The sequence below is a fragment of the Streptomyces sp. AK010 genome (genome assembly GCF_014207295.1).
GTDB lineage: Bacteria > Actinomycetota > Actinomycetes > Streptomycetales > Streptomycetaceae > Streptomyces > Streptomyces massasporeus.
Genome location: NZ_JACHCX010000014.1, coordinates 127,919 through 154,114 on the forward strand (window position 1 = coordinate 127,919; position 26,196 = coordinate 154,114).

The window sequence follows — 26,196 nt, forward strand, 5'->3', positions numbered from 1 at the left end:
GATCGCACCCGTGCCACATCGAAGCGGCGCTGCCTCGACTGCGACGGTAGCGGCAGGAAGTGAGCACCTGATGGCCTACATGATCGACCGCTACCCGTCTGACGACTCGCCGCGTCTCGGTGCGATGACCTTGCACCCTGTCGCTGAGTCTGTGCCGCGGGCTCGGCGCTGGTTCCGTAAGTTCATCGCCCCGTACAACCCGGCCTGCTCCGTCGACGACTGTGCGCTGATGATCTCGGAGCTGGTGACCAACGCCATCGCTTACGGCCGGTCGGACGACCCCTGGCTCGTACGGGTCGAGTGGTTCCGTGAGGGGACCTCGCTCCGGGTCGACGTGCACAACCCCGGCTTTCCGGCGAACGTGCGGCTGAGGCATCCCGACGCCAGCGACTCCCACGGGCGCGGACTGCTCCTGGTTGATTCGCTGGCCGAGTCGTGGCACGCCGCACCGAGCCGCTTCGGCGGAACCGTCGTCTCCTTCGTGGTGGCCGATGCCTGGCCCGGAAGGTAAGAGTTCGCTCCGCTTCTACTTTGACAATCGAAGATTCGCTAGTCTGGTTGACCAGTTGACTTGGCCAATCCCGACAGGCGGCGTTCATGGCGTATGAAGTGGAGCCACCGAAGTACGTGCGCCTCGCACAGACGATCCAGCGTCGCATCGAGGACGGCACGTACCCGCCTGGCACTCGGGTGCCCAGTGAGAACCAGCTGGTGCAGTCCTTCGGGATGTCCCGCCCCACCGTCGTGCGGGCGCTGGAACTGCTGAAGCGTGATGGCTGGCTGGAGTCCCGCCAGGGGTACGGCACGATCGTCCGGGACCGGCCGGAAGTGGTCGAGCAGAAGGACAGGCGGGGGCGAGAGGCTCTGCAGCGCGACGAGTCCCAGACCTCGGGACGCCTCGTGGAAGTCGCTGAAGTCGTTGTCCCGGTGCGAGTTGCCTCAGCGCTCGGCTTGCCGAAGAACGCCAAAGTTCTCATGCGTCGCTTCCTCGTTGAGGAGGAAGGCGAAGCGGTTGAGCTCGTCTCGTCGTACTTCCCCGCCGGCTTGGTAGAGGACACTGAGCTGGCGAGCGCGGAAGTCCTCACTGGCAGTGTGCGCGAGCACCTGGAGGCGAGGAAGAAGATCCGGTTCGACCATGTCACGGAACGGGTCTCAGCTCGGCTCCCTGAGGCGGGTGAAGCTGGCCTCTTGGGCCTGCCGGACGGCGTACCCGTGCTGAGCGTCCTGGTCATCGCGTGCGACGCGTCAGGGCAGGCGTTGCAGGTTTCTGACGTGCTGCTTCCTGCTGACCGACAGGAACTTGAAGGCACTTACCGCCTCGGCTGACGGGTGAACGGGCCTCAGCTCCGAGGCTGGCGGCTGGCAAGCCGGTAGATCACGTATGTCAGGGCCAGGATGAAGTCCGCGGCCACCAGAGCCCGATCAGCAAGCCCACCCCGATCGTGGTACCGACGTCGTTCGCGTCGTTGCACAGGTCTAGGTCGTCCCCCGTCAGGCCGCGGCATTCTTCGGGCGTGCCGCTGGCGCCAGTGGCGCCCGCTATGACCCAGGCCAGGAACAAGAGCTGCACTGCGAGGAAGACCCACAGGAAGACACGGTGTCGCTTCCTCGGCGGGGGTGCCGCACTGCCCTGCCCTGGAGGCTGAGTTGAGGGTGAGTCTTGGGGCGGTTCCGGCCAGGTGCCCGGCGGCGGTGCTGCCCCTTGTGGAGTGCGAGGGCCCCATGATTGCGGTTCTGGAGCGCGGTGCTTCTTGCTCATGTCACGCCCTCCCTTGCTGCTGACTCCATGGTGCGCTGGGGGCTCCAAGGCCGCTCGCTGACCACCGCGATGTCACTTGACAAGTCAACCTGGCATCCGTAGCTTCGAGCTTGCTAAGTCAACTTGTCAGGTGGCGAGTTGGTTGATCGAGAAGGAGAAATCTCTGTGCGTGTGATCCGTATTGACGCCTCGGCCGCCACGATCCTGCTCACCGAAGCGCCGGCGCCGAAGGTGCGCGACCGGCAGACCGGTGAGATCGCCAAGGACGCCGTGAGTGGTGAGGCGCTGATGACGGTCGGCGTCGTCTACGTCGACGAGGGTGAGTCGTCGCTGATCAAGGTCACCGTCCCCGAGAGCGGCGTGACGGATGGCCTGACCGTCGGGGCCCCGGTATCTCTGCCGGGGCTCATCGCCCGGCCGTGGGAGAGCGTGTTCAACGGGCAGCAGCGGCACGGCATCGCCTACCGGGCGACCGCCGTTACTCCTGGCGCCTTCCCGATGGAGCAGGCGGGCTGATCGTCGTGACCGACCTGGTGACGTGGGCCGAGCTGGGCGGGTCGCTCGCTGCGATAGGCGGCGCGGCCTACGCCCGGCAGGCCCATCCGGCGGCCTACTGGTCCACTGTCGGGCTGCCCGTCTCGGTGGCCCGGCTCCTGGCCTCGTACACCTCCACCATGGACGCGTGCGGCCTGACGGTTGAGCCGCCCCGGTGGCGGGCCATGGCCGTCAAGGCCACGACTCGCCGTGAGGTCCGGCCGGTGCCTCCTCGCCGGGGCATGGTCCGGCCCACCTCGACCGGTCTGCGGCTCCGGCTGCGGCTGGCTCCGGGCCAGGAACCGGCGGACGTAGCGGCCTCGGCCGAACGGCTCCGGCACGCCTGGGGTGTTCACGCCGTGTACGTGCGGGATGTCAAGCCCGGTGTCGTGGAACTGCGGCTCGTCGGCTTCGACGTCCTGCGGAAGGTGCGGATGCCCCGTCGGACCGACGCCGGTCCGCTCCGCGTGCCAGTGGCTCTGCGGGAGGACGCAACCGCCTTCGTACGGGACTACCGGGCCGTACCCCACGAACTCGTGCTCGGCGCCACGTTGTCCGGCAAGTCCATGTTCCTGCGGAACCTGCTTGCCGGGCTGGCCGCTCAGCCGGTGGTCCTGGTCGGGATCGACTGCAAGCGCGGGGTGGAGCTGGCGCCGTTCGCTCCCCGGCTCTCGGCGCTGGCGACCGATCCAGAGCAGGCGGCCGAGATGCTGCCCGTGCTTGTCAAGGAAATGGAGGACCGATACGACCTGATCAAAGCGCGGCAGGGCATCGCACCTGGCACCCCGGATGAGCTGATCACCTCGGACGTCTGGGGCCTGCCGGAGGACGAACGCCCGGCTCCCATCGTGCTGTTCGTCGACGAAGTGGCAGAACTCTTCCTCGTCGCCACGAGGAAGGAGGAGGAGCGGCGGGACGAGATGGTCACCCAGCTCATCCGGCTCGCCCAGCTCGGCCGCGCGGCCGGCATCTACCTGGAGGTCTGCGGGCAGCGCTTCGGGGCCGAATTGGGCAAGGGAGCGACCATGCTCCGGGCACAGCTCACCGGCCGGGTCTGCCATCGGGTGAACGACGAAGCGTCCGCGAAGATGGCGCTCGGTGACATCGCCCCTGAGGCTGTCCTGGCCTCCTGCGCCATCGCCGCCGAGTTGCCCGGCCTCGCCGTCGTCGGCGACACGTCCGGCGGCTGGTCCCGCATCCGCACCCCTCACCTGTCCCTCGCCGACGCTGCGGCCACCTGCCGCGAGACTGCGCACCTCGCCCCGGACGTTCCGGCGCTCGCGCCGTTCCGGCCCCACGTCCCGCCCATGCCGGTGAAGGGGTCCGGCCCCCTGGCCACTCCTCAGCCGATCACCGAGTAGCCAACCCGCTCCCACGGTCGGCGCGGCCGTCCCGCGCCAAGTCCCTACCCCACCCATGCCCGGAACTGGAAGGAGTGGCCGTGCGCGCCCTGCCCGTCCGTGTGGACGCCGTGCTCGTTCAAGCGGTGATCGCCGCCGCGCTGTCCTTCGCTCACCTGCATGACCTGGCGCTCGCTGCCGGACAGGACGGCTGGAAGGCCTGGGCCTATCCGGTCTCTGTCGACCTGCTGTTGGTCGCGGCCTGGCGGCGTCTGCGCTCCGGTGAGTCGAAGACGGCCGGGTGGTGCTGGTTCGTCGTCGCGCTGACAGCGTCCCTCGGCGCCAACGTCGCCACCGCCGGTCTGCTCGACCTGGAGGACGTACCGGCCTGGCTCCGCATCCTCGTCGCCGGATGGCCCGCGGTCGCCTTCCTCGGCGGCACGCTGCTCGCTCACGGAGCAGCGCATCCAGGCACAGACCCGGCGACGGCACCGGAACCACCTTCGACGTCACAGGCGCCGGAAACGACCGCCACAGACATCGTGCCGCCCACGGCTACCCCCGAACTGCCACCCTCCGCACCGGAGTCGGCGCCGCCGCCTCCGTCGCCGGTACCGCCCGCGCTCGTCACCCTGGCCCGCAAGGTCGCCGACGAACACCGCGCCCGGACCGGGACCGACATCGACACCTCGACCCTTCGCGCCCGGCTCGGTGTGCCCATGCCGCTCGCCGAAGCCATCACCACCCAACTCACCTGACCCGGAGGACTTTCCCCCTTGCGCCCGTCCACGCTCCGCGCGCTCAAGCGCGCCGCCGAGCTGACCCGACAGAACCGCCTCACCGAAGCCGTGCTGATCGCCGAACCGGTGATCCTCGCCGCCGACACCTACGAGGGCGACGAGATCTTGCGCTGGCTGGCCGACCACGTCACCGACTTCACCGGCGAGACCGACAAGGAGATCCCCTGATGTCCGCCAACCGCCGTTTCCGCCGCGTCGTCCGCATCGGCCCCGTCCAGGTCGGCACCTACTACGACGGCCGGGGCCGTGAGAAGCACACCGCCGCCTGCACGGCTCCGCGGTGCGGCTTCGCCACTGACTACGACAGCCGCGCCGCCGCCGAGCTGGCCGCGCGCACTCACCGCTGCCGCGTCCGCTGAGGAGTTCCCGTGACCGTCTCGCTGCCGCTCGTCTTCGTCCTGGGTGTCATCGCCTGGGCCGCGATCAAGTTCCTCGGTGTCCGCCTCTGGGTCGCCGTCGTGATCGCACTGTTCGGCTTCTGGCTCTCGCACACCATCCTCGCCCCGGCCATCGAGTCCGGCACCCGCTCCGGGGTCGACGTCGTCAACGGCACCCACGAATGACACCCCGACCGACAAGGAGTCCCGCGATGTTCCGCCCCAAACTGCCCGACACCCCGCACGTCCCGAGCATCACCACCCACATCCCGCAGGACCACGCCCCGGCTCCCTCCGCCGGCCGCTCGGTCGCCCCGTTCGTGGGGGTCGGCGCCGGTGCGGTCGCCGCCGTGGTCGTCGTCGGCGTCGTCCTCACCGCGCTCCTGGCGGCGGTCGCCGTCTCGGCGGTGTCCGTGGCCATCGCTGCCGTGGTCCTGCGCTCCCTCATCACCGGCGCTAACACGCGCTGACCGGCCGCCGGGGCGGCAAACGCCGCCAAGCATCCCGCCGCCCCGGGGCCGTCCCTCCCAACCGCCGAAACAGCCGAAAGGAAGACCCATCATCACCCGGCAGACTCCGCCCCCGCTGGCGGAACTCTCCATGCTGGCCTCCCTCGGCACCATGCCCGAGTTGGCCCGCCAACTCTCCGGCCTGGGTGGGTGCACGAACCCCGTGCGCCTCGACGGCCACCGCACGGAGTACGCGGTCGACCGGACGACCGGAGAGATCGGGCGCGTCCTCCACCACCTCGACTCGTCCTACCTGCCCGCCGGAAGTCTCCTCGTCCGCTGCAACAACCGCCGTGCCACCCGCTGCGCGGCCTGCGCGGAGGTCTACCGCCGAGACACCTTCCACCTGATCACCGCCGGACTCCGTGGCGGCAAAGGCACCGCCGAACAGGTCGGCACACACCCACGCGTCTTCGCCACCCTCACCGCACCGAGCTTCGGCCCCGTCCACAACCGCCCCTCCAGCGGGCGGCCCTGCCGCTGCGGTACCCGGCACGACGACACAGACCCGGCCCTCGGCACGCCCGTCGACCCGGACGCATACGACTACGAGGCGGCCGTGCTCTGGAACGCACACGCCGGAGCCCTCTGGCGGCGCTTCTCGATCTACCTGCGCCGTGAGATCGCCAAGCGCGCCGGACTCACCCAACGAGCATTCCGGCATCACGCACGCGTCTCCTTCGCCAAGGTCGCCGAGTACCAGAAGCGGGGCGCCGTCCACTTCCACGCAGTCATCCGCCTCGACGGCCCGGAGGGCGGCGACACGGCCCCTCCCGCCTGGGCCTCCGCCGAGCTGCTGACCGACGCCATCCATGCCGCCGCCACCGCCACCCACGTCAACGGGCCCAACGTCGACGGCCGCGCCCACACCTTCACCTTCGGCCACCAACTCGACGTACGCACCATCCGCTCCGCCGACTTCGACGGCGGCCAGGAGCTCACCGAACGGGCCGTAGCCGCGTACATCGCCAAGTACGCCACCAAAGGAGCCGAGACAGCGACCGGCACCCTGGACCGGCCGATCCGCTTCCTCGCCGAACTGGCACAGGCCCGGATCACCGACCACGCCCGCCGCATGATCCGCACCGCCTGGACCCTCGGCGCCCGCAAGGACCTCGAACACCTCCGCTTACGCGCCTGGGCCCACACGCTCGGCTTCCGCGGCCACTTCTCCACCAAGTCCCGCCGCTACTCCACCACCCTCGGCGCCCTCCGCAACGCCCGCGCCGAATGGCGCCGCGCCCAAACCGCCACGGCCGCTCCCCAGGACGGAGAAACCACGCTCGTCCTCGCGCACTGGGTCTTCGCCGGAACCGGCTTGTCCGACGCCGAAGCCTGGCTTGCCGCATCCCTTGAACCCGCCCCCGGAACGGAAGGAGAACCGACATGGACCGCCGACGGGACGAACTGATGACTGTCCCGCAGATCCTCGCCGAGCTCGGCGGAGTGTCCCGCCGAACCTTCTACCGCTGGCGCGAGCTGGGTCAGGCTCCGGAAGCGATCAAGCTTCCGAACGGTGAGCTCCGCGTCTGGCGCAGCGACTTCAACGCCTGGCTCCACGGGCTCGCGGAGGCGGCGTGAAGTCGCATGACGTCAGGGTGTGGGGCATCCGCAAGCGGCCGTACAGGACGCCGTCGTACGACGTGCGATGGAAGGTCGGCGATGCCCCGCCGTTCTCCGAGACGTTCCGGACGAAGGCACTCGCCGACAACTTCCGCGCCAAGCTTCTTCGGGCTGCGCAGAAGGGCGAGGCATTCGACACGGAAACCGGCCTGCCGGACTCGATGGCACCCGTCAAAGCGTCCCGTACCTGGTACGACTTCGCACGGGCGTACGTCGCCATGAAGTGGCCGCACGCGGCTCCGAACTCCCGCGACAGCTTGAACGAGACGATGACGCTCGTCACGACTCAACTGCTGGGTGATCGGCCTGGGCGGCCTGCTGACGACGTCTTGCGCCGTGCGCTGCGGGGCTGGGCTTTCGTCGTCCAAGCCTCGGACGAGGAAGCTCCGCCGGTCGACATCGCGAACGCTCTTCGCTGGGTGGCCAAGGCTTCGCTGCCATTGGCGACGATCAAGAATCCGGCAGATATCCGCCGCGTCCTCGACTCGCTCAAGCTCAAGCTGTCGGGCACTCCAGCGGCCGCAGAGACGGTACGGCGCAAGCGCGCGGTCCTCTTCAACGCCCTTGCCTACGCGGTCGAACTGGGGGAGCTTCCGGAGAACCCGGTCACGCTCGTGAAGTGGAAGCCTCCGAAGGTGACCAAGGAAGTCGACCGCCGGGTCGTGGTGAACCCTCGGCAGGCACGCGAACTCCTGGCCGCAGTCTCTTACGTCGGCGGCTACCGCAGAGCCCGTGGGCGGCGCCTGGTCGCGCTCTTCGCCTGCATGTACTTCGGTGGGCTTCGGCCGGCGGAAGCTGTGGCGCTGCGTCGTCCGGACTGCACGCTGCCGGAGACCGGGTGGGGTTCGCTGATCCTGGAGAAGACCCGCCCGACCGTCGGGAAGCGCTGGACCGGGACCGGGGAGGTTCACGACGACCGCGGCCTCAAGAATCGCCCCACGAATGAAACCCGCATCGTCCCGATCCCACCTCGCCTCGTCCGCATGCTCCTCGCCCACATCGAGGAGTTCGGCACCGCCAAGGACGGGCGGCTGTTCGCCAACGAACGCGGGGGAGTGGTCGCCTCCACTACGTACTGGCGCGTCTGGGACGAGGCCCGGCACCTGGCGCTCACGCCGGAACAGGTGGCCTCGCCGCTGGCCGCTCGACCGTACGACCTGAGGCACGCCGCGCTCTCCTCGTGGCTCAACGCCGGCGTCGACCCCACCGAGGTGGCGGAACGCGCGGGCAACAGTGTCGAAGTGCTGTTGAGCCGGTACGCGAAGTGCCTCGACGGGCGCCAGGACGTGGCCAACCGCCGGATCGCGGAGCTCCTCGGGGAGGGCGATGACCAGGAGGAAATAGAGAACTGACTGAGCTCGGCCGAAGGTACTGTGCTCCCACCTGCTTAGGGGTCCTTTCACTATGCCCGTCCGGGTCGCGCGGTCTGGCACCGCACCTCGCCGCGTTGCCGAAAAGCCCTAGTAGCTCCGCTACGAGGGCTTCCCGGCGCCTTGCGACGCACGGCACCAGACCACGCGCCCTGATCGGACGCTCATAGTGAAAGGACCCCTTAATGAGCGGGTGGGGCCTTCGGCGTTCTGGCCTGTTCCCTGTTGCTGTGCGTCTGCGTTGTGGAGTTCGGAGGGCCCATGGACCTGCTCGCTGTGCTCGATGAAGCGGTGGCCACTCTCAAGGCTCCTCTGGGAGAGGACGACCGGGCGCAGGGCTGGACCGATGATCTCCGAAGAGAGGTGCAGGCAGAGACCTCGATCAATCGCTCGGTGCTGCGTCGCCACGGGCTGGGCATGGCGCGGCACCTGCGTCCTCGCCTCGACGCGTGGATGGAACATGAGGGCGTGCAGCCCGGGCGTCTCCGGGGCCTGGTGGGTGACGTGCAGCGGTCGCTCGTGGAAGCTCGGACCATGACGTGAGGAAATGCCCGCTGACCTGGACGTTGTCGTCGGCCGCCAGTCCACGAATAGTCCACGGCCCCTGACATACAGCCGCTCCGGGCCGCACCCACTTGCACACACACGAAGACCCCGTCCCAGCTAAAGCGCTGATGGCGGGGTCTTTGGGCACCTTATGCAAGGTGCCCCCGGCAGGATTCGAACCTGCGCACACGGCTCCGGAGGCCGTTGCTCTATCCCCTGAGCTACGGGGGCGTGTTCGTCGCGTTGCTCGCGGCGACGGGTAGAACACTACCAGCTCCCTCGGTGTGGTCATGAACGGGTTTCTGCTGTCGGGGGCGGGGATGTGAGTCGTTCGTGCGGGGTGGAAGTGGGGAAAACCGGGACGCGATGGCCGGGGTCGACCTACTCTCGAGTTGTGCCAGGCGTGTCGGGCCGGGTGCTTGTTGTGGACGACAACAAGGTCATCCGGCAGTTGATCAGGGTCAACCTCGAGCTGGAGGGGCTGGAGGTCGTGACCGCGGCCGATGGTGCCGAGTGTCTTGATGTCGTTCATCAGGTGCGGCCCGATGTGGTGACCCTCGACGTCGTCATGCCGCGGCTGGACGGGCTCAATACCGCCGCCCGGCTGCGGGCCGATCCCCGTACCCGCGACATGCCCCTGGCCATCGTCAGCGCCTGCGGTCATCCCGAGATCGAGGCCGGGCTCGAAGTGGGCGTCGACGCCTTCCTCTCCAAGCCCTTCGAGCCAGCCGAACTGGTGCGGATGGTGGGCCAGTTGGTCGAGCGGGCGCGAGGCGGGGGCCGGGAGCGCGGTGGCAGCCCCGACGCCGGTGGTGATGCCGCCCCGGTGAAGGAAGTGGATCAACCCGCCGTGCCGTAGCCGTAGTCTGCCGTAGCCCGTAGCCCGTAGCCCGTAGCCCGTAGCCCGTAGCCCGTAGCCCGTAGCCCGTAGCCCGTAGCCCGTAGCCCGTAGCCCGTAGCCCGTCCGTGGCCGTGGCCGTAGTCACGGGGGAGTGAGCCGTGGCCGTAGTCACGGGGGAGTGACCCGTGTACCGGTCCCTTGCAGCAGCGCGCCCTCGGCGGTCGCCCTTTCCGCTTCCCGGACCAGCCCGCCCTCAACAGGCGTCGCGGGCCACGACCGTACCCCGGGCAAGCCACCCCCCGTCCGCTTCCCGGCCCAGCCCGCCCCCAACACGTGCCACGACGCCGACCGCGACCATATCCCCGGGCAAGCCACCCCCGTCCACATCCCGGACCGTACGGAAACCGGCTCGCATACCCACCCCCTTCCTCCCATACGCTTGTCCCGTGACCCCCGTCGAGCTCTCCCGCACCGTGCTGCACGCCGTGCGCCGCGCTGTCGACGAGGGAGAGCTGAGCGTGACCGTTCCTGAGCGGGCCGTGGTCACTCCGCCGGGGCCGGGCGGGTGTGGCGACTACGCCACGAACGTCGCCCTCCAGCTGGCCGCCGCGGCCGGGCAGCCGCCGCAGCGTGTCGCCGAGATCCTGCGTGCCCGGCTCCTCGACGAGCAGCGGTTCGCCGATGTCGTCGTCACCGGGCCCGGCTTCCTCAACTTCAGCCTGCGCGGCACCGCCTCCGCCGACCTCGTCGAGGAGGTCCTGCGACGCGGGTCGCGCTACGGGCACGCGACGACCGGCTTCAGCGGGACCGCCGTCGGGATCTCGTGCCCGGCAGAGGTGCGTGCCGTCGTGGTCGCGGACGCCGTGAGCCGGGTGGTGCGCAGCCAGGGGCACATCGTCCGGACGGAGTGCGAGGGGCGGCCCGCCCCGGAGTGGGCGTCCGTGCTCGGGGCGGACGTCACCCCCCGGGGGCCGCGCATCGCCGACACCTACGTCCGTATCGCCCCCGTCCCCGCTCCCGCCGACCCCCTGCCCCTCGGCCGGGACGCCGCCCGCTGGGCGCTGCTGCACCCCGCCGCCCACGACCGGCCCCGGATCCCCGGCGACCACCTCGTCCAGCGGGAGGGCAACCCCCTCTTCCGCGTCCGGTACGCCCACGCCCGTACCCGGGCCCTCCTGCGCAACGCCGCCGACCTCGGCTTCCACCCCGAGCCCGGTCCCGTGAGCGAAGCCGACGCGCTGACCGCCCTGATCGGCGACCACCCCCGCGTCCTCGCCGCCACGGCCACGCATCACACCCCCGACCGCCTGGCCCGGCACCTCATCGCCGTCGCCGATGCCGCGATGCCCCTGCTCCCCGCCGTGCTGCCCCTCGGTGAGGAGAAACCCTCGGCCGCCCACCGTGCCCGGCTCGCGCTCGCCGAAGCCGCCGGGACGGTGCTGGCCGGCGGCCTGTCCCTGCTCGGCATCGACGCTCCCGACCACCTCTGAGAGACACGAACAGATCATGAGCCGTTCCGCCCACCCCGCCGGGCCCCGTCACGCCGATGTCCTCCCCGAGGGCCACTACTCCGCCCCGCCCGCCGACCTCAACGCGCTGGACCCCAAGGTGTGGGCCCGGACGGTGACGCGTGACGAGCACGGAGTCGTGACCGTCGGCGGCATCCCCGTCACCCGGCTCGCCGAGGAGTACGGCACCCCCGCCTACGTCCTGGATGAGGCGGACTTCCGGGCCCGCGCGCGTGCCTGGCGTACCGCCTTCGGGGCCGAAGCCGACGTGTTCTACGCCGGCAAGGCGTTCCTCTCCCGCGCCGTGGTGCGCTGGCTGGACGAGGAGGGGCTGAACGTCGACGTCTGCTCGGGCGGCGAGCTGGCCACCGCCCTCTCCGCCGGCATGCCCGCCGACCGCATCGCCTTCCACGGCAACAACAAGTCGGTCGACGAGATCACCCGGGCCGTCGAGGCCGGAGTCGGGCACATCGTCCTCGACTCCTTCCAGGAGATCGTCCGCGTCGCCCACATCGCGCAGAGCCTCGGCACGCGGCAGAAGGTCCTCATCCGCATCACCGTCGGCGTCGAGGCCCACACCCACGAGTTCATCGCCACGGCCCACGAGGACCAGAAGTTCGGCATCCCGCTGGCCGGCGGGCAGGCCGCCGAGGCCGTACGCCGGGCGCTGCAGCTCGACGGGCTCGAGCTGGTCGGCATCCACAGCCACATCGGGTCGCAGATCTTCGACATGTCCGGCTTCGAGGTCGCCGCCCACCGGGTGGTCGGGCTGCTGAAGGACATCCGCGACGAGCACGGTGTCGAGCTGCCCGAGATCGACCTCGGCGGCGGGCTCGGCATCGCGTACACCAGCGACGACGACCCCCGCGAGCCGCACGAGATCGCCAAGGCGCTCACCGAGATCGTCACGCGGGAGTGCGAGGCCGCCAAGCTGCGCACGCCGCGCATCTCCGTCGAGCCGGGGCGCGCCATCGTAGGCCCGACCGCCTTCACGCTCTACGAGGTCGGCACCATCAAGCCCCTCGACGGGCTGCGGACGTACGTCTCGGTCGACGGCGGCATGTCGGACAACATCCGCACCGCGCTGTACGACGCGGAATACAGCGTCGCGCTGGTCTCGCGCACCTCAGACGCCGCGCCCATGCTCGCCCGTGTCGTCGGCAAGCACTGCGAGAGCGGGGACATCGTGGTCAAGGACGCCTTCCTGCCGTCCGACCTGGCACCGGGTGACCTCATCGCCGTACCGGCCACCGGCGCGTACTGCCGGTCGATGGCCAGCAACTACAACCACGTGCTCCGCCCGCCGGTCGTCGCCGTCGACGGCGGTGAGGCGCGGGTGATCGTCCGCCGCGAGACGGAGGAGGACCTGCTGCGTCTCGACGTCGGCTGAACGGCAGAAGGCCGAAAGCCGAAGCAAGCGGGTGGCGGAAGATCTCCTGTCTGCCGCCCCCGCGAAAATGAAATAGACGTCTCACGATCCGGACCGGGGGCAGAAACTCCCGTCCGGTGAGTGAGACTGGTTCCACCGTAGACGGTAAAGAGGAAACGAGGTCGGATGATGCGTACGCGTCCGCTGAAGGTGGCGCTGCTGGGCTGTGGAGTGGTCGGCTCAGAGGTGGCGCGCATCATGACGACGCACGCCGACGACCTCACGGCCCGGATCGGGGCCCCGGTGGAGCTCGCGGGGGTGGCCGTACGCCGCCCCGACCGGGTGCGCGAGGGCATCGCCCCCGGCCTCGTCACCACCGACGCCACCGCCCTCGTCAAACGCGGCGACATCGACGTGGTGGTCGAGGTCATCGGCGGTATCGAGCCCGCGCGCAGCCTCATCACCACCGCCTTCGAGCACGGCGCCTCCGTCGTCTCCGCCAACAAGGCACTGCTCGCCCAGGACGGGGCGGCCCTGCACGCCGTCGCCGAGCAGCACGGCAAGGACCTCTACTACGAGGCCGCCGTCGCCGGTGCCATCCCGCTGCTGCGGCCGCTGCGCGAGTCCCTCGCCGGCGACAAGATCAACCGGGTGATGGGCATCGTCAACGGCACGACGAACTTCATCCTCGACAAGATGGACTCCACCGGCGCCGGCTACCAGGAGGCCCTCGACGAGGCCACCGCCCTGGGGTACGCGGAGGCCGACCCGACCGCCGACGTCGAGGGCTTCGACGCCGCCGCCAAGGCCGCGATCCTCGCCGGCATCGCCTTCCACACGCGCGTGCGCCTCGACGACGTCTACCGCGAGGGCATGACCGAGGTGACCGCGGCCGACTTCGCCTCCGCGAAGGAGATGGGCTGCACCATCAAACTGCTCGCCATCTGTGAGCGGGCCGAGGACGGGGCGTCCGTCACCGCGCGCGTGCACCCGGCCATGATCCCGCTGAGCCACCCGCTGGCCTCCGTCCGCGGCGCCTACAACGCCGTGTTCGTCGAGTCCGACGCCGCCGGGCAGCTCATGTTCTACGGCCCCGGAGCGGGCGGTTCCCCCACCGCCTCCGCCGTGCTCGGCGACCTCGTCGCCGTCTGCCGCAACCGGATCGGCGGCGCCACCGGACCAGGCGATTCCGCCTACGCCGCGCTGCCGGTGTCCCCGATGGGCGATGTCGTCACGCGGTACCACATCAGCCTCGACGTGGCCGACAAACCGGGTGTTCTCGCCCAGGTCGCGACCGTCTTCGCCGAGCACGGAGTCTCGATCGATACGGTTCGCCAGTCGGGGAAGGACGGCGAGGCCTCCCTCGTCGTCGTCACGCACCGTGCGTCCGACGCGGCCCTCACCGGGACCGTCGAGGCGTTGCGCAAGCTCGACACCGTGCGTGGTGTCGCCAGCATCATGCGGGTTGAAGGAGAGTAACCAGCAATGACCCACCAGTGGCGCGGAATCATCGAGGAGTACCGGGACCGGCTGCCCGTCTCCGACAGCACGCCGGTCGTGACGCTCCGCGAGGGCGGTACGCCCCTCGTGCCCGCGCAGGTGCTCTCCGAGCGCACGGGCTGCGAGGTCCACCTCAAGGTGGAGGGCGCGAACCCGACCGGGTCCTTCAAGGACCGCGGCATGACCATGGCCATCACCCGGGCCAAGGAGGAGGGCGCGAAGGCCGTCATCTGCGCCTCCACCGGCAACACGTCGGCCTCCGCCGCCGCGTACGCCGTGCGGGCCGGGATGGTGTGCGCCGTGCTCGTGCCGCAGGGCAAGATCGCGCTCGGCAAGATGGGCCAGGCCCTCGTGCACGGCGCGAAGATCCTCCAGGTCGACGGCAACTTCGACGACTGCCTCACCCTCGCGCGCGGCCTGAGTGACAACTACCCCGTGTCGCTGGTCAATTCGGTCAACCCGGTACGTATCGAGGGTCAGAAGACGGCGGCCTTCGAGATCGTGGACATGCTCGGCGACGCGCCCGACATCCACGTCCTGCCGGTCGGCAACGCGGGCAACATCACGGCCTATTGGAAGGGCTACACGGAGTACGCCGCCGACGGCGTGGCGACCCGCAAGCCGCGGATGTGGGGCTTCCAGGCCTCCGGCAGCGCCCCGATCGTGCGCGGCGAGGTCGTCAAGGACCCCTCGACCATCGCCACGGCCATCCGCATCGGCAACCCGGCCTCCTGGCAGTACGCGCTCGCCGCGCGGGACGAGTCGGGTGGCTCCATCGACGAGGTGACGGACCGTGAGATCCTGCGCGCCTACCGGCTGTTGGCGTCGCAGGAGGGCGTCTTCGTCGAGCCGGCGTCCGCCGCGTCCGTCGCCGGTCTGCTGAAGGCCGCCGAGCAGGGCAAGGTCGACCCGGGGCAGCGGATCGTGTGCACCGTCACCGGCAACGGGCTGAAGGACCCCGACTGGGCCGTCGCCGGTGCCCCGCAGCCGGTCACCGTGCCCGTCGACGCGGCCGCCGCCGCGGAGCGCCTCGGCCTGGCCTGACCTGCGGCGACGCACCGAGCGCCGGTGCACCGCCGGACACGGTCCGGCGCGAGACGGCGCTTGCCCTGGGGCGTTCCCCACGGGGGGTGCACAGGGGGCTTACGACACGCATCGTGCGCCTCCTGTGCGCCCTATGTCGCCACAGAACCTTCCTTCGATAGGCTGTACTGAACCCGCCCGCCGCATATGCCTCCGCACGGAGCGCGGTGCCGCGCCGTCTCCGCGGCCGGGACAGCGGCCGGCCATCGCGGCCGGCAGCGGCCCGCTGGGTTCTCGTACGCCATCGAATGTCCCCTGAACGTCATTCGACAATCACCGCAGCTCAAGGAGAGTCATCGAGCGATGGCCGGTCCAGCGTTCCGCGCCGCCGCCGTCCGGGTGCGCGTCCCCGCCACCAGCGCCAACCTCGGCCCGGGCTTCGACGCCCTCGGCCTCGCGCTGGGCTTGTACGACGACGTGGTCGTCCGGGTGGCCGACTCCGGGCTGCACATCGACATCGCGGGTGAGGGAAGCGAGACGCTCCCGCGCGACGAGCAACACCTTCTCGTACGTTCCCTGCGCACCGCCTTCGACCTGCTGGGCGGACAGCCGCGCGGTCTGGAAATCGTCTGCGCCAACCGCATTCCGCACGGCCGGGGCCTCGGCTCCTCCTCGGCCGCCATCTGCGCCGGGATCGTCGCCGCCCGCGCCGTCACCATAGGAGCCGACGCCAAGCTCGACGACACGGCGCTGCTGGAGCTCGCCACCGAGATCGAGGGCCACCCCGACAACGTCGCGGCATGCCTGCTCGGCGGGTTCACGCTGTCCTGGATGGAGGCCGGCGCCGCCCGCGCGATCAGGATGGACCCCGCCGATTCCATCGTTTCGGTGGTTTTCGTCCCCGGGAAGCCGGTCCTGACCGAGACGGCGCGCGGCCTGCTCCCGCGCACCGTTCCGCACGTCGACGCAGCCACCAACGCGGGCCGGGCCGCCCTGCTCGTCGAAGCCATGACACGCCGCCCCGAACTGCTGCTGCCCGCCACCGAGGACCGTCTGCACCAGGAGTACCGCGCACCGGCCATGCCCGAGAGCGCGGCACTGGTGGAACGGCTGCGGGGCGACGGCATCCCCGCGGTGATCTCCGGGGCCGGGCCCACGGTGATGGCCCTGGCCGACGCGGAGACCGCGGACAAGGTCGAGGCCCTGGCGGGCGCGGAATGGGCCGCGAACCGGCTGCGCCTCGATCAGCAGGGCGCGAGCGTGCTGCCGCTCGCCGCCTCCGGTGACATCTGAAACGACGCGGTTGCCGGATTTCGAGAGGGGGAATGTTTGTTGGATCCGGTAGTGTTAACCTCAAGTCTGCACCCGACCCCACCATGGCGAGGTGCCTTGTGTCCCCGTCCGGGACAGACATTCTTCCGGGAGCCCCCCAAGCCGCACTGTGTTCTGTACGTCGGACCGTACGCCGTACAAGGGCACTGAGCGGGGCGCAGGGCATGCTCCGGAACCGGTGCGACCACGCCGCGTGACACTGACACTGGGTGCCACGGCTCAAGGAAGCGCCATCACCAGATTCCTCCGCCGTTTAGGCGGACCACCGCCCCGGCACGGTTCACACCACACGGACCGAAGTCGGACAGCACAACCGGTCGCCGAGCCAGACAGGCCGACGTCCGCTCCAGGGAAGGACCCTTCGTGAGCGACACCACCGATCTGATGGGCGCACGTGTCGAGGAGACCGCTGCCGCGCCCGCCACGGACGCCTCCGCGCCTGCCACCGGTGCCGGCTCCCGGCGGCGCCGCGGTACCGGCCTCGAGGGCATGGTGCTGGCCGAACTGCAGCAGGTCGCATCCGGCCTCGGCATCAGGGGCACCGCGCGTATGCGCAAGAGCCAGCTGATCGAGGTCATCAAGGAGGCACAGGCGTCCGGCGGCGCCGCTCCGGCCGCGAAGGCCGACGCGCCCGCCGAGACCAAGCCCAAGCGCCGCGCCACCTCGCGGACCCGTACGGGCGACAACGCCGAGAAGGCGGACAAGCAGGCGGACGCGAAGGAGGCCTCCCAGGCCCCCGCGGACAAGGCCGACAAGGCCGTGGCCCAGCAGCAGATCGAGATCCCCGGCCAGCCGGCCGGCGACCCCTCCCGCGACGGGGGGGACGAGGCGCCCGAGCGCCGTCGTCGCCGGGCCACCGCCGAAGCCGGAGCCCCGGCTTCCGCTGCCGCGGAGACCATCGTCGCCGAGGCGAAGAACGACACCAAGGCCGAGACGCCCGTGCAGTCGCAGCAGCAGTCCCAGGGCAACGACGCCAAGTCCGACGCCGGTGACGGCGGCGAGGGCCGTCGTCGCGACCGCCGTGACCGCGGTGACCGCGGTGACCGTGGTGACCGCGGTGACCGTGGTGACCGAGGTGGCCGGGACCGCGACCGCCGCGGTGGCAAGGGTGACGACCAGCAGGGCGGCGGCCAGCGCGGCCAGCAGCAGGGCCAGGGCGGCGGCGGCCGTCAGGACCGTGGTCAGCAGCAGGACGACGACGACTTCGAGGGCGGGCGTCGTGGCCGTCGCGGGCGCTACCGCGACCGCCGGGGCCGTCGCGGCCGCGACGACATCGCCTCCGAGCCGCAGATCAACGAGGACGACGTCCTGATCCCCGTCGCGGGCATCCTGGACATCCTCGACAACTACGCGTTCATCCGCACGTCGGGCTACCTGCCCGGCCCGAACGACGTGTACGTCTCCCTCGCCCAGGTCCGCAAGAACGGCCTGCGCAAGGGCGACCACGTCACCGGTGCCGTGCGTCAGCCCAAGGACGGCGAGCGGCGCGAGAAGTTCAACGCGCTGGTACGGCTCGACTCCGTCAACGGCATGGCGCCCGAATCGGGCCGCGGGCGGCCGGAGTTCAACAAGCTGACGCCCCTGTACCCGCAGGACCGGCTCCGTCTGGAGACGGACCCGGGCGTCCTCACCACCCGCATCATCGACCTCGTCGCGCCGATCGGCAAGGGCCAGCGTGGTCTGATCGTGGCCCCGCCGAAGACCGGCAAGACCATGATCATGCAGGCGATCGCCAACGCGATCACCCACAACAACCCCGAGTGCCACCTGATGGTCGTCCTCGTCGACGAGCGTCCGGAAGAGGTCACCGACATGCAGCGGTCGGTGAAGGGCGAGGTCATCTCCTCGACCTTCGACCGCCCGGCCGAGGACCACACCACCGTCGCCGAGCTGGCCATCGAGCGCGCCAAGCGCCTGGTGGAGCTGGGCCACGACGTGGTCGTCCTGCTCGACTCGATCACCCGTCTGGGCCGCGCGTACAACCTCGCCGCCCCGGCCTCCGGCCGCATCCTGTCCGGTGGTGTCGACTCGACGGCGCTCTACCCGCCGAAGCGCTTCTTCGGTGCGGCCCGCAACATCGAGGACGGCGGCTCGCTGACGATCCTCGCCACCGCCCTGGTGGACACCGGGTCCCGCATGGACGAGGTGATCTTCGAGGAGTTCAAGGGCACCGGCAACGCCGAGCTGAAGCTCGACCGCAAGCTCGCCGACAAGCGCATCTTCCCGGCGGTGGACGTCGACGCGTCCGGTACCCGTAAGGAAGAGATCCTGCTCGCCCCCGATGAGCTCGGGATCGTCTGGAAGCTGCGCCGGGTGCTGCACGCGCTCGACCAGCAGCAGGCGGTGGAGCTGCTTCTCGACAAGATGAAGCAGACGAAGTCGAACGCCGAGTTCCTGATGCAGATCCAGAAGACCACCCCGACGCCGGGCAACGGCGACTGAGGCAGGTCGACCCAGTAAGGACCGCAGTCGACCCGGTGCGGACTGCACAAGAGGGCCGTTCCCCGAACCGGGGGCGGCCCTCTGTGGTGTTCCTGTGCGGGTAGGATCACGCTCTCTTCGAACTTGTGATCCCGAGGGGGGACATTCGTGGGTACACCCATGCCCGGGGGCGGTCGGCACAGACGCCGGATACGCATGGCACTGCCCGTCGCCGCGGCCGGTGTCGCCGCCGCCATGGCCGGCGCGCTGCTGACGACCTCCGCCGGTGCGGCTCCCGCGCTGCCGGAACCGAAGGTCAGGCCCGCCGCCGACTCGCCGTCGTCCGCCGAGCTGGAGAAGCGCGTCGCGGGCGCCATGGCCGGTGACGACGTCGCCGGCAAGACGAGCAAGACCGCGCTCACCGCGGGCACCGTCGCCGGCAGCATCGACCCGAAGGTCATCGGCGGCAACGAGACCACCATCAGCACGGTCCCGTGGATGGCGCAGCTCCACTACTACGACGACCGGGGCACCGCCGGCACCGGCGACGACATCGGCTTCTTCTGCGGCGGCGCCGTGGTGACGCCGACGAAGATCCTCACCGCCGCGCACTGCGTCAAGGGCTACAACTGGAAGGCCAACGGCGCCGTCGTCACCGGTGCCACCCAGCTGCCCTCGGACCACGGCACCGACCTGCACGGCGGTACCGCGACGGCGGTGTGGCGGCAGTGGAACCACTCGTCGTACAACCCGACGACCATCGACAACGACATCGCGGTACTGACGCTCGACACAGCGGTCAAGGCCACGCCGATCCGGATGGCGACGTCCGGTGACACCGCGTCGTACAAGGCCGGGGTCAGCGCCAAGGTCTACGGCTGGGGCCGCACCAGCTCCACCAGCGACGACATCTCCGAGACGCTGAAGACCGCCATGCTGCCCATGCAGTCCGACACGACCTGCTCCGGCGCGTACGGCAGGGACTTCGTCAAGGGCCACATGGTCTGCGCGGGCAAGCCGGCGACCGGCAGCGACGCCGGCACCGTCTCCGCGTGCAACGGCGACTCCGGCGGCCCCCTGGTCGTCAACAACCGGATCGTCGGCGTCGTGTCCTGGGGCGTCACCGACTGCGTCGCCAAGGGCGCCTACAGCGTCTTCAGCAAGGTCAGCACGTACGTCGGCGCCGCCTACCCGCGCGTCGACGACGCCAACCTCAGCGGCGACAGCAAGGCCGACCTGTGGGTGCGCAACGCCTCCACCAAGACCGGCTACTCCAAGGACTCCACGGGCACGTCGTTCGCCGCCCGCCAGTCCTGGGGCAACTGGAACGGCGTGAACGTCGTCCTGCAGACGGACCTCGACCGCGACGGCTACCAGGACCTCGTCTACCGGCGCAGCGGTGACGGCGACGTCTTCTGGGCATCCGGCCGTACGGGCACCACCAAGCAGATCGCCGACAACTGGAAGACCCGCACCCGGATCGTCACCCCCGGTGACGTCACCGGCGACTACCTGCCCGACCTGCTCTCGGTCGACTCCGCGGGCGTCCTGTGGATCTACCCGGGCAGGGGCAACGGCACCTTCGCGTCCCGCGTGAAGGTCGGCTCCGGCTGGAACCAGTACAACTCCGTGCGCGGCAAGGGCGACTTCAACGGGGACGGCAAGACCGACCTGATCGCCCGCAGCACGTCGGGCAGCCACCTCTACCTCTACAAGGGCACCGGCAAGGCCGGCTCGGGCGCCTTCTCGGCCCGGGTCAAGGTGCGCACGTGGGACGGCTACAACGCCTTCGACGCGCCCGGTGACGTCACCGGCGACGGCAGGGCCGACTTCCTGGCCCGCACCCCCGGCGGCACGCTCTACCTGTACGCGGGCACCGGCAAGGGGACGAGCGAGATCTTTGCCACAAGGAAGTCCGTAGGCACCGATTTCAAGCAGTACGACATCTTCGGCTGAAACCGCAGGTGAGCGAGGCTCACCCCGCTGTGACGACCACGCACTGTGCCCACCGCCGCACGCGGTGGGCACAGTCCGTCGTGCAACCCTTTCCCGGGTTTCCCCGTCAGACCAGGTGGGGCGACGATGGTGCGAGGAAGGGTCTTCTCCGACCACGCCTGGCACTGACCGCAGGGGGTAGCCGACCGTAGAAGAGCTGAGGAGTACATGTCTGCCGAGAGCACACCGGGTCCGGGTATACCGGGCGATACCGGCACCGACGGAGCACGTCACCGCGGCAAGGGCAAGCGCCGCAAGCCCCAGCGGCGACGCAAGGGCTTGATGATCACGGCCTGGACCGCCGCGGGCATCGTCGTGGTGGGCGGCGCCGGCGCCGGGTACCTGTACTTCAAGCTCAACGGCAACCTCAAGAGCGTCGACATCGACCAGGCCCTCGGCACGGACCGGCCCAAGAAGGCCGACAACGGCTCGGAGAACATCCTCGTCCTCGGCTCGGACACCCGCGCCGGCAGCAACAAGAAGCTCGGCGGCGGCACCGACGACGGCAGCGCCCGCTCCGACACGGCGATGATCGTGCACATCTACAAGGGCCACCAGAAGGCCAGCGTGGTCTCCATCCCGCGCGACACCCTCATCGACCGGCCCGCCTGCACGGACACCCAGGGCAACGAGCACCCCGCCGCGCAGAACGCGATGTTCAACTCCGCGTACTCCACCGGCGGGGCCGCCTGCGCCGTGAAGACCGTCGAGTCGATCACCGACCTGCGCATGGACCACTACCTCGAGGTCGACTTCGCGGGCTTCCAGAAGCTCATCGACGACCTCGGCGGCGTCGAGATCACCACGACCAAGAGCATCGACGACCCCGACAGCCACCTGAAGCTGAAGGCCGGCACCCACACGCTCGACGGCAAGCAGGCCCTCGGCCTGGTCCGCACCAGACACGGCGTCGGCGACGGCTCCGACCTGGGCCGCATCCAGCTCCAGCAGGCCTTCATCAAGGCCCTGGTCAACCAGATCAAGGACGTCGGCGTCTTCTCGAACCCGAAGAAGCTGCTCGACCTCGCGGAGACCGCGACCAAGACGGTGACGGCCGACTCCGACCTCGGCTCGGTCAACAAGCTCGCGTCCTTCGCGAACGGACTCAAGGGCATCAGCCCGTCCAACATGCACATGATCACGATGCCGGTGGCCTACGACCCGGCCGACCCCAACCGCGTCCTCCTCCAGAAGAAGAAGGCCGACCAGATCTGGAAGGCCCTGGAGAACGACAGGCCGATCCCGAAGTCGGCGACGTCGGGATCGGCGACGGGTGAGGCCAAGGGGGTCGTGACCGCCCCGTGAGGGGCGCGGCCGGCCCGCGGGGAATAGATCACAACAACCCCCGGTTTTGGGAGTAGGCCCCAGTCCTGGCAGACTGGTACGTCGGCTCCGGTTCACGCTCGCGCACCCCGCGTCAGCGACCCGGCGCCCTCCCGAACCTAGGAGACACCTTGAAGCGCGACATCCACCCCGAGTACGTCGAGACGCAGGTCAGCTGCACCTGTGGCGCGTCGTTCACCACCCGCAGCACCATCGAGTCCGGCACCATCCGCGCCGATGTCTGCTCCGAGTGCCACCCGTTCTACACGGGCAAGCAGAAGATCCTCGACACCGGTGGCCGTGTGGCCCGCTTCGAGGCCCGCTTCGGCAAGGCCGCCGGCTCCAAGAAGTAGCGAGCCTCCTAGGGCCTGCCCGGCGGATCCTGTCGGAGACGCGGGGCCTGGCACGCACATCTGCGGCGTTGTCGTCAGTCGCCGACGCTCCGCGTCGGCTCCTTCCTCCGTCTTGCAGCTGCACGCACCAGGCCCCGCTCACCGGCACTGACAGGTACGGCGGCTTTCCACCGACCTGATCCGCCGGGCAGGCCCTAGCGCCGGTCCACGGCCGCGCCCCTCACCGGGCGCGCCGGGACCGGCGTTTTTGGTCGCCCGCCCTTCACCCCCGTCCGTACACAGGAGCCCAAGATGTTCGAGGCCGTCGAGGAACTCGTCGCCGAGCACGCCGACCTGGAAAAGAAGCTCGCCGACCCGTCGGTCCACGCCGACCAGGCCAACGCGCGCAAGCTGAACAAGCGTTACGCCGAGCTCACCCCCATCGTCGCCACCTACCGCTCCTGGACGCAGACGGGCGACGACATCGGGACCGCGCGCGAACTGGCCGCCGACGACCCCGACTTCGCCGCCGAGGTCAAGGAGCTGGAGAAGGCGCGCGAGGAGCTCACGGAGAAGCTGCGCCTGCTGCTCGTCCCGCGCGACCCCAGCGACGACAAGGACGTCATCCTCGAGATCAAGGCGGGCGCGGGCGGCGACGAGTCGGCGCTGTTCGCCGGCGACCTGCTGCGCATGTACCTGCGCTACGCCGAGCGCGTCGGCTGGAAGACCGAGATCATCGACGCCACCGAGTCCGAGCTGGGCGGCTACAAGGACGTTCAGGTCGCCGTGAAGACCAAGGGCGGCCAGGGGGCCACCGAGCCCGGCCAGGGCGTCTGGGCGCGGCTGAAGTACGAGGGCGGCGTGCACCGCGTGCAGCGCGTGCCCGCGACGGAGTCCCAGGGCCGTATCCACACCTCCGCGGCCGGTGTGCTCGTCACGCCCGAGGCCGAGGAGGTCGACGTCGAGATCAACCCGAACGACCTCCGCATCGACGTCTACCGGTCCTCCGGGCCCGGCGGACAGTCCGTCAACACCACCGACTCCGCCGTGCGCATCACGCACCTTCCCACCGGAGTCGTCGCCTCCTGCCAGAACGAGAAGAGCCAGCTGCAGAACAAGGAGCAGGCACTGCGTATCCTGCGCTCCAGGCTGCTCGCAGCGGCGCAGGAGGAAGCGGAGCGGGAGGCCGCCGACGCCCGCCGCAGCCAGGTCCGCACCGTCGACCGCTCCGAGAAGATCCGCACGTACAACTTCCCGGAGAACCGCCTCTCGGACCACCGCGTCGGCTTCAAGGCGTACAACCTGGACCAGGTCCTGGACGGCGACCTCGACGCGGTGATCCAGGCCTGCGTCGACGCGGACTCCGCGGCGAAGCTGGCGGCCGCGTAGGGCAGGCACGAGCACGTACGAGTGATCACGTACGAGTAATACGGAGGACTTGCGTGAACCTGCTGCTCGCGGAGGTGGCCCAGGCCACCCAGCGGCTCGCCGACGCCGGCGTGCCCTCGCCGCGTACCGACGCGGAGGAGCTCGCCGCGTTCGTGCACGGCGTCAAGCGCGGCGAGCTGCACTCCGTCAAGGACTCCGACTTCGACGCCCGCTACTGGGAGGTCATCGCCCGCCGCGAGGCCCGCGAACCGCTCCAGCACATCACCGGGCGCGCCTACTTCCGCTACCTGGAACTCCAGGTCGGGCCCGGCGTGTTCGTGCCCCGGCCCGAGACGGAGTCCGTGGTCGGCTGGGCCATAGACGCCGTACGGGCCATGGACGTCGTCGAGCCGTGCATCGTCGACCTGTGCACCGGCTCCGGCGCCATCGCGCTGGCCCTCGCCCAGGAGGTGCCGCGCTCGCGCGTGCACGCCGTGGAACTGTCCGAGGACGCCCTGCGATGGACCCGCAAGAACGTCGAGGGGTCCAGGGTCGACCTGCGGCAGGGCAACGCCCTCACCGCCTTCCCCGACCTGGACGGCCAGGTCGACCTGGTCATCACCAACCCGCCGTACATCCCGCTCACGGAGTGGGAGTACGTCGCCCCCGAGGCGCGGGACTACGACCCCGACATGGCCCTCTTCTCCGGCGAGGACGGCCTGGACCTCATCCGCGGCCTGGAACGCACCGCACACCGGCTGCTGCGCCCGGGCGGTGTGGTCGTCGTCGAGCACGCGGACACCCAGGGCGGCCAGGTGCCGTGGATCTTCACCGAGGAGCGGGGCTGGGCCGACGCGGCCGACCACCCGGACCTCAACAACCGCCCGCGCTTCGCCACGGCCCGCAAGGCGCTGCCGTGAGCACACCGGGCACCCCGCGCTCTTCGCGGACTCCATCCCAGCAGCACGTGTACGAGGAGGCCAGTTAAAGATGGCACGGCGATACGACACCAACGACGCGACCGACCGTGTGACCGGTCTGCGCGAGGCAGCGTCCGCCGTCCGCCGTGGCGAGCTCGTGGTGCTGCCGACGGACACGGTGTACGGCATCGGCGCCGACGCGTTCTCCTCGGAGGCGGTCGCCGACCTGCTGGACGCCAAGGGCCGGGGCCGCAACATGCCCACCCCCGTCCTCATCGGCTCCCCGAACACGCTGCACGGCCTGGTCACGGACTTCTCCGAGCTGGCCTGGGAGCTGGTCGACGCCTTCTGGCCGGGTGCGCTGACGCTCGTCGCCCGCCACCAGCCGTCCCTCCAGTGGGACCTCGGGGACACCCGTGGCACGGTCGCCGTGCGCATGCCGCTGCACCCGGTCGCCATCGAGCTGCTCACCGAGGTCGGTCCCATGGCCGTCTCCTCCGCCAACCTGACCGGCCACCCGGCGCCGGAGGACTGCGACGCCGCGCAGGAGATGCTCGGCGACTCCGTCTCCGTCTACCTCGACGGGGGCCCGACCCCCGGCATCGTGCCGTCGTCGATCGTCGACGTGACCCGTGAGGTGCCGCTGCTGCTGCGCGCGGGTGCCATCTCGGCGGACGAGCTGCGAAAGGTCGTACCCGACCTCGAGGTGGCGAATTGACGGCCCCTGGATCGGGGCGTGGCATAGGCAACGGGGAAAGCGCGGCGGAGATCACGACGACCTTCGTGGGACTTCCGCGCGACAGCTTCCGCATCCTCCACGTCAGCACCGGCAACGTGTGCCGCTCGCCCATCACCGAGCGGCTGACCCGCCATGCCGTGCGGGAGCGGCTCGGGATCCTGGGCGGCGGGCTGATCGTGGAGAGCGCCGGCACCTGGGGCCACGAGGGCGCGCCCATGGAATCCCACGCCGAGACCGTCCTGGCCGACTTCGGCGCGGACGCCTCCGGCTTCACCGGGCGCGAGCTCCTCGACGAGCACGTGATCCGCGCCGACCTGGTGCTGACCGCCACCCGGGACCACCGGGCGCAGGTCATTTCCATGGGGCACTCGGCGGGCCTGCGCACCTTCACGCTGAAGGAGTTCACCCGCCTGGTCAAGGCCATCGACCCGGCGACCCTGCCACCCCTGGAGGAGGGCGTGGTCTTCCGCGCGCGTGCGCTGGTCCGTGCCGCGGCCGCTCTACGCGGGTGGCTGCTCGCGCCCACCGCCGAGGCGGACGAGGTCTACGACCCCTACGGCGCGCCCCTGACGTTCTTCCGTTCCATCGGGGACGAGATACACCAGGCACTCGATCCGGTCGTCACTGCCCTCACGGGCGTCCCCGCAAAGACGTAACAGCCGAGCGC

27 protein-coding genes and 1 tRNA gene are annotated in these 26,196 nt (G+C 70.2%); 27 read left to right on the forward strand and 1 reads right to left on the reverse strand.

Annotated features, from left to right (window positions below; genetic code table 11):
* The first annotated feature begins 70 nt into the window (after positions 1-70).
* From HDC93_RS25450 to HDC93_RS25510, 13 genes are all read left to right on the forward strand, one after another.
* Positions 71-511 (forward strand): ATP-binding protein, encoded by a 441-nt coding sequence (locus HDC93_RS25450; RefSeq protein ID WP_185013158.1) that lies wholly within the window; start codon positions 71-73, stop codon positions 509-511.
* Between the two features lie 86 nt (positions 512-597).
* On the forward strand, positions 598-1,326 hold the full coding sequence (locus HDC93_RS25455; protein WP_185013159.1) for a GntR family transcriptional regulator: 729 nt from the start codon (positions 598-600) through the stop codon (positions 1,324-1,326).
* A 598-nt stretch (positions 1,327-1,924) separates the two neighbouring features.
* Positions 1,925-2,275, forward strand: coding sequence for a hypothetical protein (locus HDC93_RS25460; protein WP_185013160.1), 351 nt, complete (start codon positions 1,925-1,927; stop codon positions 2,273-2,275).
* A 5-nt stretch (positions 2,276-2,280) separates the two neighbouring features.
* Positions 2,281-3,654, forward strand: coding sequence for an FtsK/SpoIIIE domain-containing protein (locus HDC93_RS25465; RefSeq protein WP_185013161.1), 1,374 nt, complete (start codon positions 2,281-2,283; stop codon positions 3,652-3,654).
* Between the two features lie 80 nt (positions 3,655-3,734).
* A complete protein-coding gene (locus HDC93_RS25470; RefSeq protein WP_185013162.1) occupies positions 3,735-4,391 on the forward strand; it encodes a DUF2637 domain-containing protein in 657 nt (218 codons plus the stop codon).
* 18 nt (positions 4,392-4,409) lie between these two features.
* Complete coding sequence (locus tag HDC93_RS25475; RefSeq protein ID WP_185013163.1) at positions 4,410-4,601, forward strand: hypothetical protein; 192 nt, start codon at positions 4,410-4,412, stop codon at positions 4,599-4,601.
* Complete coding sequence (locus HDC93_RS25480) at positions 4,601-4,792, forward strand: mobile element transfer protein (protein ID WP_086606144.1); 192 nt, start codon at positions 4,601-4,603, stop codon at positions 4,790-4,792. Before HDC93_RS25475 ends, HDC93_RS25480 begins: the two co-directional genes overlap by 1 nt.
* Before the next feature lie 9 nt (positions 4,793-4,801).
* A complete protein-coding gene (locus HDC93_RS25485; RefSeq protein WP_185013164.1) occupies positions 4,802-4,996 on the forward strand; it encodes a hypothetical protein in 195 nt (64 codons plus the stop codon).
* A 26-nt stretch (positions 4,997-5,022) separates the two neighbouring features.
* The gene (locus HDC93_RS25490; RefSeq protein WP_185013165.1) at positions 5,023-5,280 is read left to right on the forward strand and encodes a SpdD protein; all 258 of its coding nucleotides are present in this window, start codon (positions 5,023-5,025) and stop codon (positions 5,278-5,280) included.
* 130 nt (positions 5,281-5,410) lie between these two features.
* A complete protein-coding gene (locus HDC93_RS25495) occupies positions 5,411-6,730 on the forward strand; it encodes a replication initiator (protein ID WP_185013166.1) in 1,320 nt (439 codons plus the stop codon).
* Entirely contained in the window at positions 6,706-6,900 is a 195-nt protein-coding gene (locus tag HDC93_RS25500) for an AlpA family transcriptional regulator (RefSeq protein WP_185013167.1), read from the forward strand. Before HDC93_RS25495 ends, HDC93_RS25500 begins: the two co-directional genes overlap by 25 nt.
* Complete coding sequence (locus tag HDC93_RS25505) at positions 6,897-8,294, forward strand: tyrosine-type recombinase/integrase (RefSeq protein ID WP_185013168.1); 1,398 nt, start codon at positions 6,897-6,899, stop codon at positions 8,292-8,294. The genes HDC93_RS25500 and HDC93_RS25505 overlap by 4 nt, the downstream gene beginning before the upstream one ends.
* A 279-nt stretch (positions 8,295-8,573) precedes the next feature.
* Complete coding sequence (locus HDC93_RS25510) at positions 8,574-8,855, forward strand: hypothetical protein (protein ID WP_185013169.1); 282 nt, start codon at positions 8,574-8,576, stop codon at positions 8,853-8,855.
* Between the two features lie 162 nt (positions 8,856-9,017).
* On the opposite strand, the gene HDC93_RS25515 is transcribed toward HDC93_RS25510, so the two are convergent.
* A tRNA-Arg gene (locus HDC93_RS25515) sits at positions 9,018-9,089 on the reverse strand.
* A gap of 115 nt (positions 9,090-9,204) precedes the next feature.
* On the opposite strand from HDC93_RS25515, the gene HDC93_RS25520 reads away from it, so the two are divergent.
* The 14 genes from HDC93_RS25520 to HDC93_RS25585 all read left to right on the forward strand — a co-directional run bounded on the left by HDC93_RS25520 (position 9,205) and on the right by HDC93_RS25585 (position 26,185).
* Positions 9,205-9,717 (forward strand): PleD family two-component system response regulator, encoded by a 513-nt coding sequence (locus HDC93_RS25520; protein ID WP_185013170.1) that lies wholly within the window; start codon positions 9,205-9,207, stop codon positions 9,715-9,717.
* A gap of 428 nt (positions 9,718-10,145) precedes the next feature.
* Positions 10,146-11,189 (forward strand): ArgS-related anticodon-binding protein NrtL, encoded by a 1,044-nt coding sequence (gene nrtL, locus HDC93_RS25525; RefSeq protein WP_185013171.1) that lies wholly within the window; start codon positions 10,146-10,148, stop codon positions 11,187-11,189.
* A 16-nt stretch (positions 11,190-11,205) separates the two neighbouring features.
* Positions 11,206-12,597: a diaminopimelate decarboxylase gene (gene lysA, locus HDC93_RS25530; RefSeq protein ID WP_185013172.1), complete on the forward strand. Its 1,392-nt coding sequence runs from the start codon at positions 11,206-11,208 to the stop codon at positions 12,595-12,597.
* Between the two features lie 165 nt (positions 12,598-12,762).
* Positions 12,763-14,055, forward strand: a complete 1,293-nt coding sequence (locus tag HDC93_RS25535; RefSeq protein ID WP_185013173.1) for a homoserine dehydrogenase — start codon at positions 12,763-12,765, stop codon at positions 14,053-14,055.
* A 6-nt stretch (positions 14,056-14,061) separates the two neighbouring features.
* On the forward strand, positions 14,062-15,120 hold the full coding sequence (thrC, locus tag HDC93_RS25540) for a threonine synthase (RefSeq protein ID WP_185013174.1): 1,059 nt from the start codon (positions 14,062-14,064) through the stop codon (positions 15,118-15,120).
* 342 nt (positions 15,121-15,462) lie between these two features.
* Positions 15,463-16,392, forward strand: coding sequence for a homoserine kinase (gene thrB, locus HDC93_RS25545; protein WP_185013175.1), 930 nt, complete (start codon positions 15,463-15,465; stop codon positions 16,390-16,392).
* Positions 16,393-16,794: 402 nt separating this feature from the next.
* Positions 16,795-18,873, forward strand: a complete 2,079-nt coding sequence (rho, locus tag HDC93_RS25550; protein ID WP_185013176.1) for a transcription termination factor Rho — start codon at positions 16,795-16,797, stop codon at positions 18,871-18,873.
* A 195-nt stretch (positions 18,874-19,068) separates the two neighbouring features.
* On the forward strand, positions 19,069-20,808 hold the full coding sequence (locus HDC93_RS25555) for a trypsin-like serine protease (RefSeq protein WP_260419755.1): 1,740 nt from the start codon (positions 19,069-19,071) through the stop codon (positions 20,806-20,808).
* Positions 20,809-21,015: 207 nt separating this feature from the next.
* Positions 21,016-22,152, forward strand: a complete 1,137-nt coding sequence (locus HDC93_RS25560; RefSeq protein ID WP_185013177.1) for an LCP family protein — start codon at positions 21,016-21,018, stop codon at positions 22,150-22,152.
* A gap of 149 nt (positions 22,153-22,301) precedes the next feature.
* Complete coding sequence (gene rpmE, locus HDC93_RS25565; protein WP_003992975.1) at positions 22,302-22,523, forward strand: 50S ribosomal protein L31; 222 nt, start codon at positions 22,302-22,304, stop codon at positions 22,521-22,523.
* Between the two features lie 291 nt (positions 22,524-22,814).
* Positions 22,815-23,891 (forward strand): peptide chain release factor 1, encoded by a 1,077-nt coding sequence (gene prfA, locus HDC93_RS25570; RefSeq protein WP_185013178.1) that lies wholly within the window; start codon positions 22,815-22,817, stop codon positions 23,889-23,891.
* Between the two features lie 53 nt (positions 23,892-23,944).
* Positions 23,945-24,790, forward strand: coding sequence for a peptide chain release factor N(5)-glutamine methyltransferase (prmC, locus tag HDC93_RS25575; RefSeq protein ID WP_031104190.1), 846 nt, complete (start codon positions 23,945-23,947; stop codon positions 24,788-24,790).
* Positions 24,791-24,860: 70 nt separating this feature from the next.
* Positions 24,861-25,508, forward strand: a complete 648-nt coding sequence (locus HDC93_RS25580; RefSeq protein WP_030854964.1) for an L-threonylcarbamoyladenylate synthase — start codon at positions 24,861-24,863, stop codon at positions 25,506-25,508.
* On the forward strand, positions 25,505-26,185 hold the full coding sequence (locus HDC93_RS25585) for a protein-tyrosine-phosphatase (protein WP_097220581.1): 681 nt from the start codon (positions 25,505-25,507) through the stop codon (positions 26,183-26,185). Before HDC93_RS25580 ends, HDC93_RS25585 begins: the two co-directional genes overlap by 4 nt.
* Positions 26,186-26,196 lie beyond the last annotated feature (11 nt).

Coding starts and splice junctions, on each gene's coding strand:
- HDC93_RS25580 (WP_030854964.1), top strand. CDS start 24,861: ATGGCACGGCGATACGACACCAACGACGCGACCGACCGTGTGACCGGT.
- thrB (WP_185013175.1), top strand. CDS start 15,463: ATGGCCGGTCCAGCGTTCCGCGCCGCCGCCGTCCGGGTGCGCGTCCCC.
- thrC (WP_185013174.1), top strand. CDS start 14,062: ATGACCCACCAGTGGCGCGGAATCATCGAGGAGTACCGGGACCGGCTG.
- HDC93_RS25510 (WP_185013169.1), top strand. CDS start 8,574: ATGGACCTGCTCGCTGTGCTCGATGAAGCGGTGGCCACTCTCAAGGCT.
- HDC93_RS25490 (WP_185013165.1), top strand. CDS start 5,023: ATGTTCCGCCCCAAACTGCCCGACACCCCGCACGTCCCGAGCATCACC.
- HDC93_RS25535 (WP_185013173.1), top strand. CDS start 12,763: ATGATGCGTACGCGTCCGCTGAAGGTGGCGCTGCTGGGCTGTGGAGTG.
- HDC93_RS25560 (WP_185013177.1), top strand. CDS start 21,016: ATGTCTGCCGAGAGCACACCGGGTCCGGGTATACCGGGCGATACCGGC.
- HDC93_RS25450 (WP_185013158.1), top strand. CDS start 71: ATGGCCTACATGATCGACCGCTACCCGTCTGACGACTCGCCGCGTCTC.
- HDC93_RS25495 (WP_185013166.1), top strand. CDS start 5,411: ATGCTGGCCTCCCTCGGCACCATGCCCGAGTTGGCCCGCCAACTCTCC.
- prfA (WP_185013178.1), top strand. CDS start 22,815: ATGTTCGAGGCCGTCGAGGAACTCGTCGCCGAGCACGCCGACCTGGAA.
- HDC93_RS25555 (WP_260419755.1), top strand. CDS start 19,069: ATGGCACTGCCCGTCGCCGCGGCCGGTGTCGCCGCCGCCATGGCCGGC.
- lysA (WP_185013172.1), top strand. CDS start 11,206: ATGAGCCGTTCCGCCCACCCCGCCGGGCCCCGTCACGCCGATGTCCTC.
- HDC93_RS25500 (WP_185013167.1), top strand. CDS start 6,706: ATGGACCGCCGACGGGACGAACTGATGACTGTCCCGCAGATCCTCGCC.
- HDC93_RS25455 (WP_185013159.1), top strand. CDS start 598: ATGGCGTATGAAGTGGAGCCACCGAAGTACGTGCGCCTCGCACAGACG.
- HDC93_RS25480 (WP_086606144.1), top strand. CDS start 4,601: ATGTCCGCCAACCGCCGTTTCCGCCGCGTCGTCCGCATCGGCCCCGTC.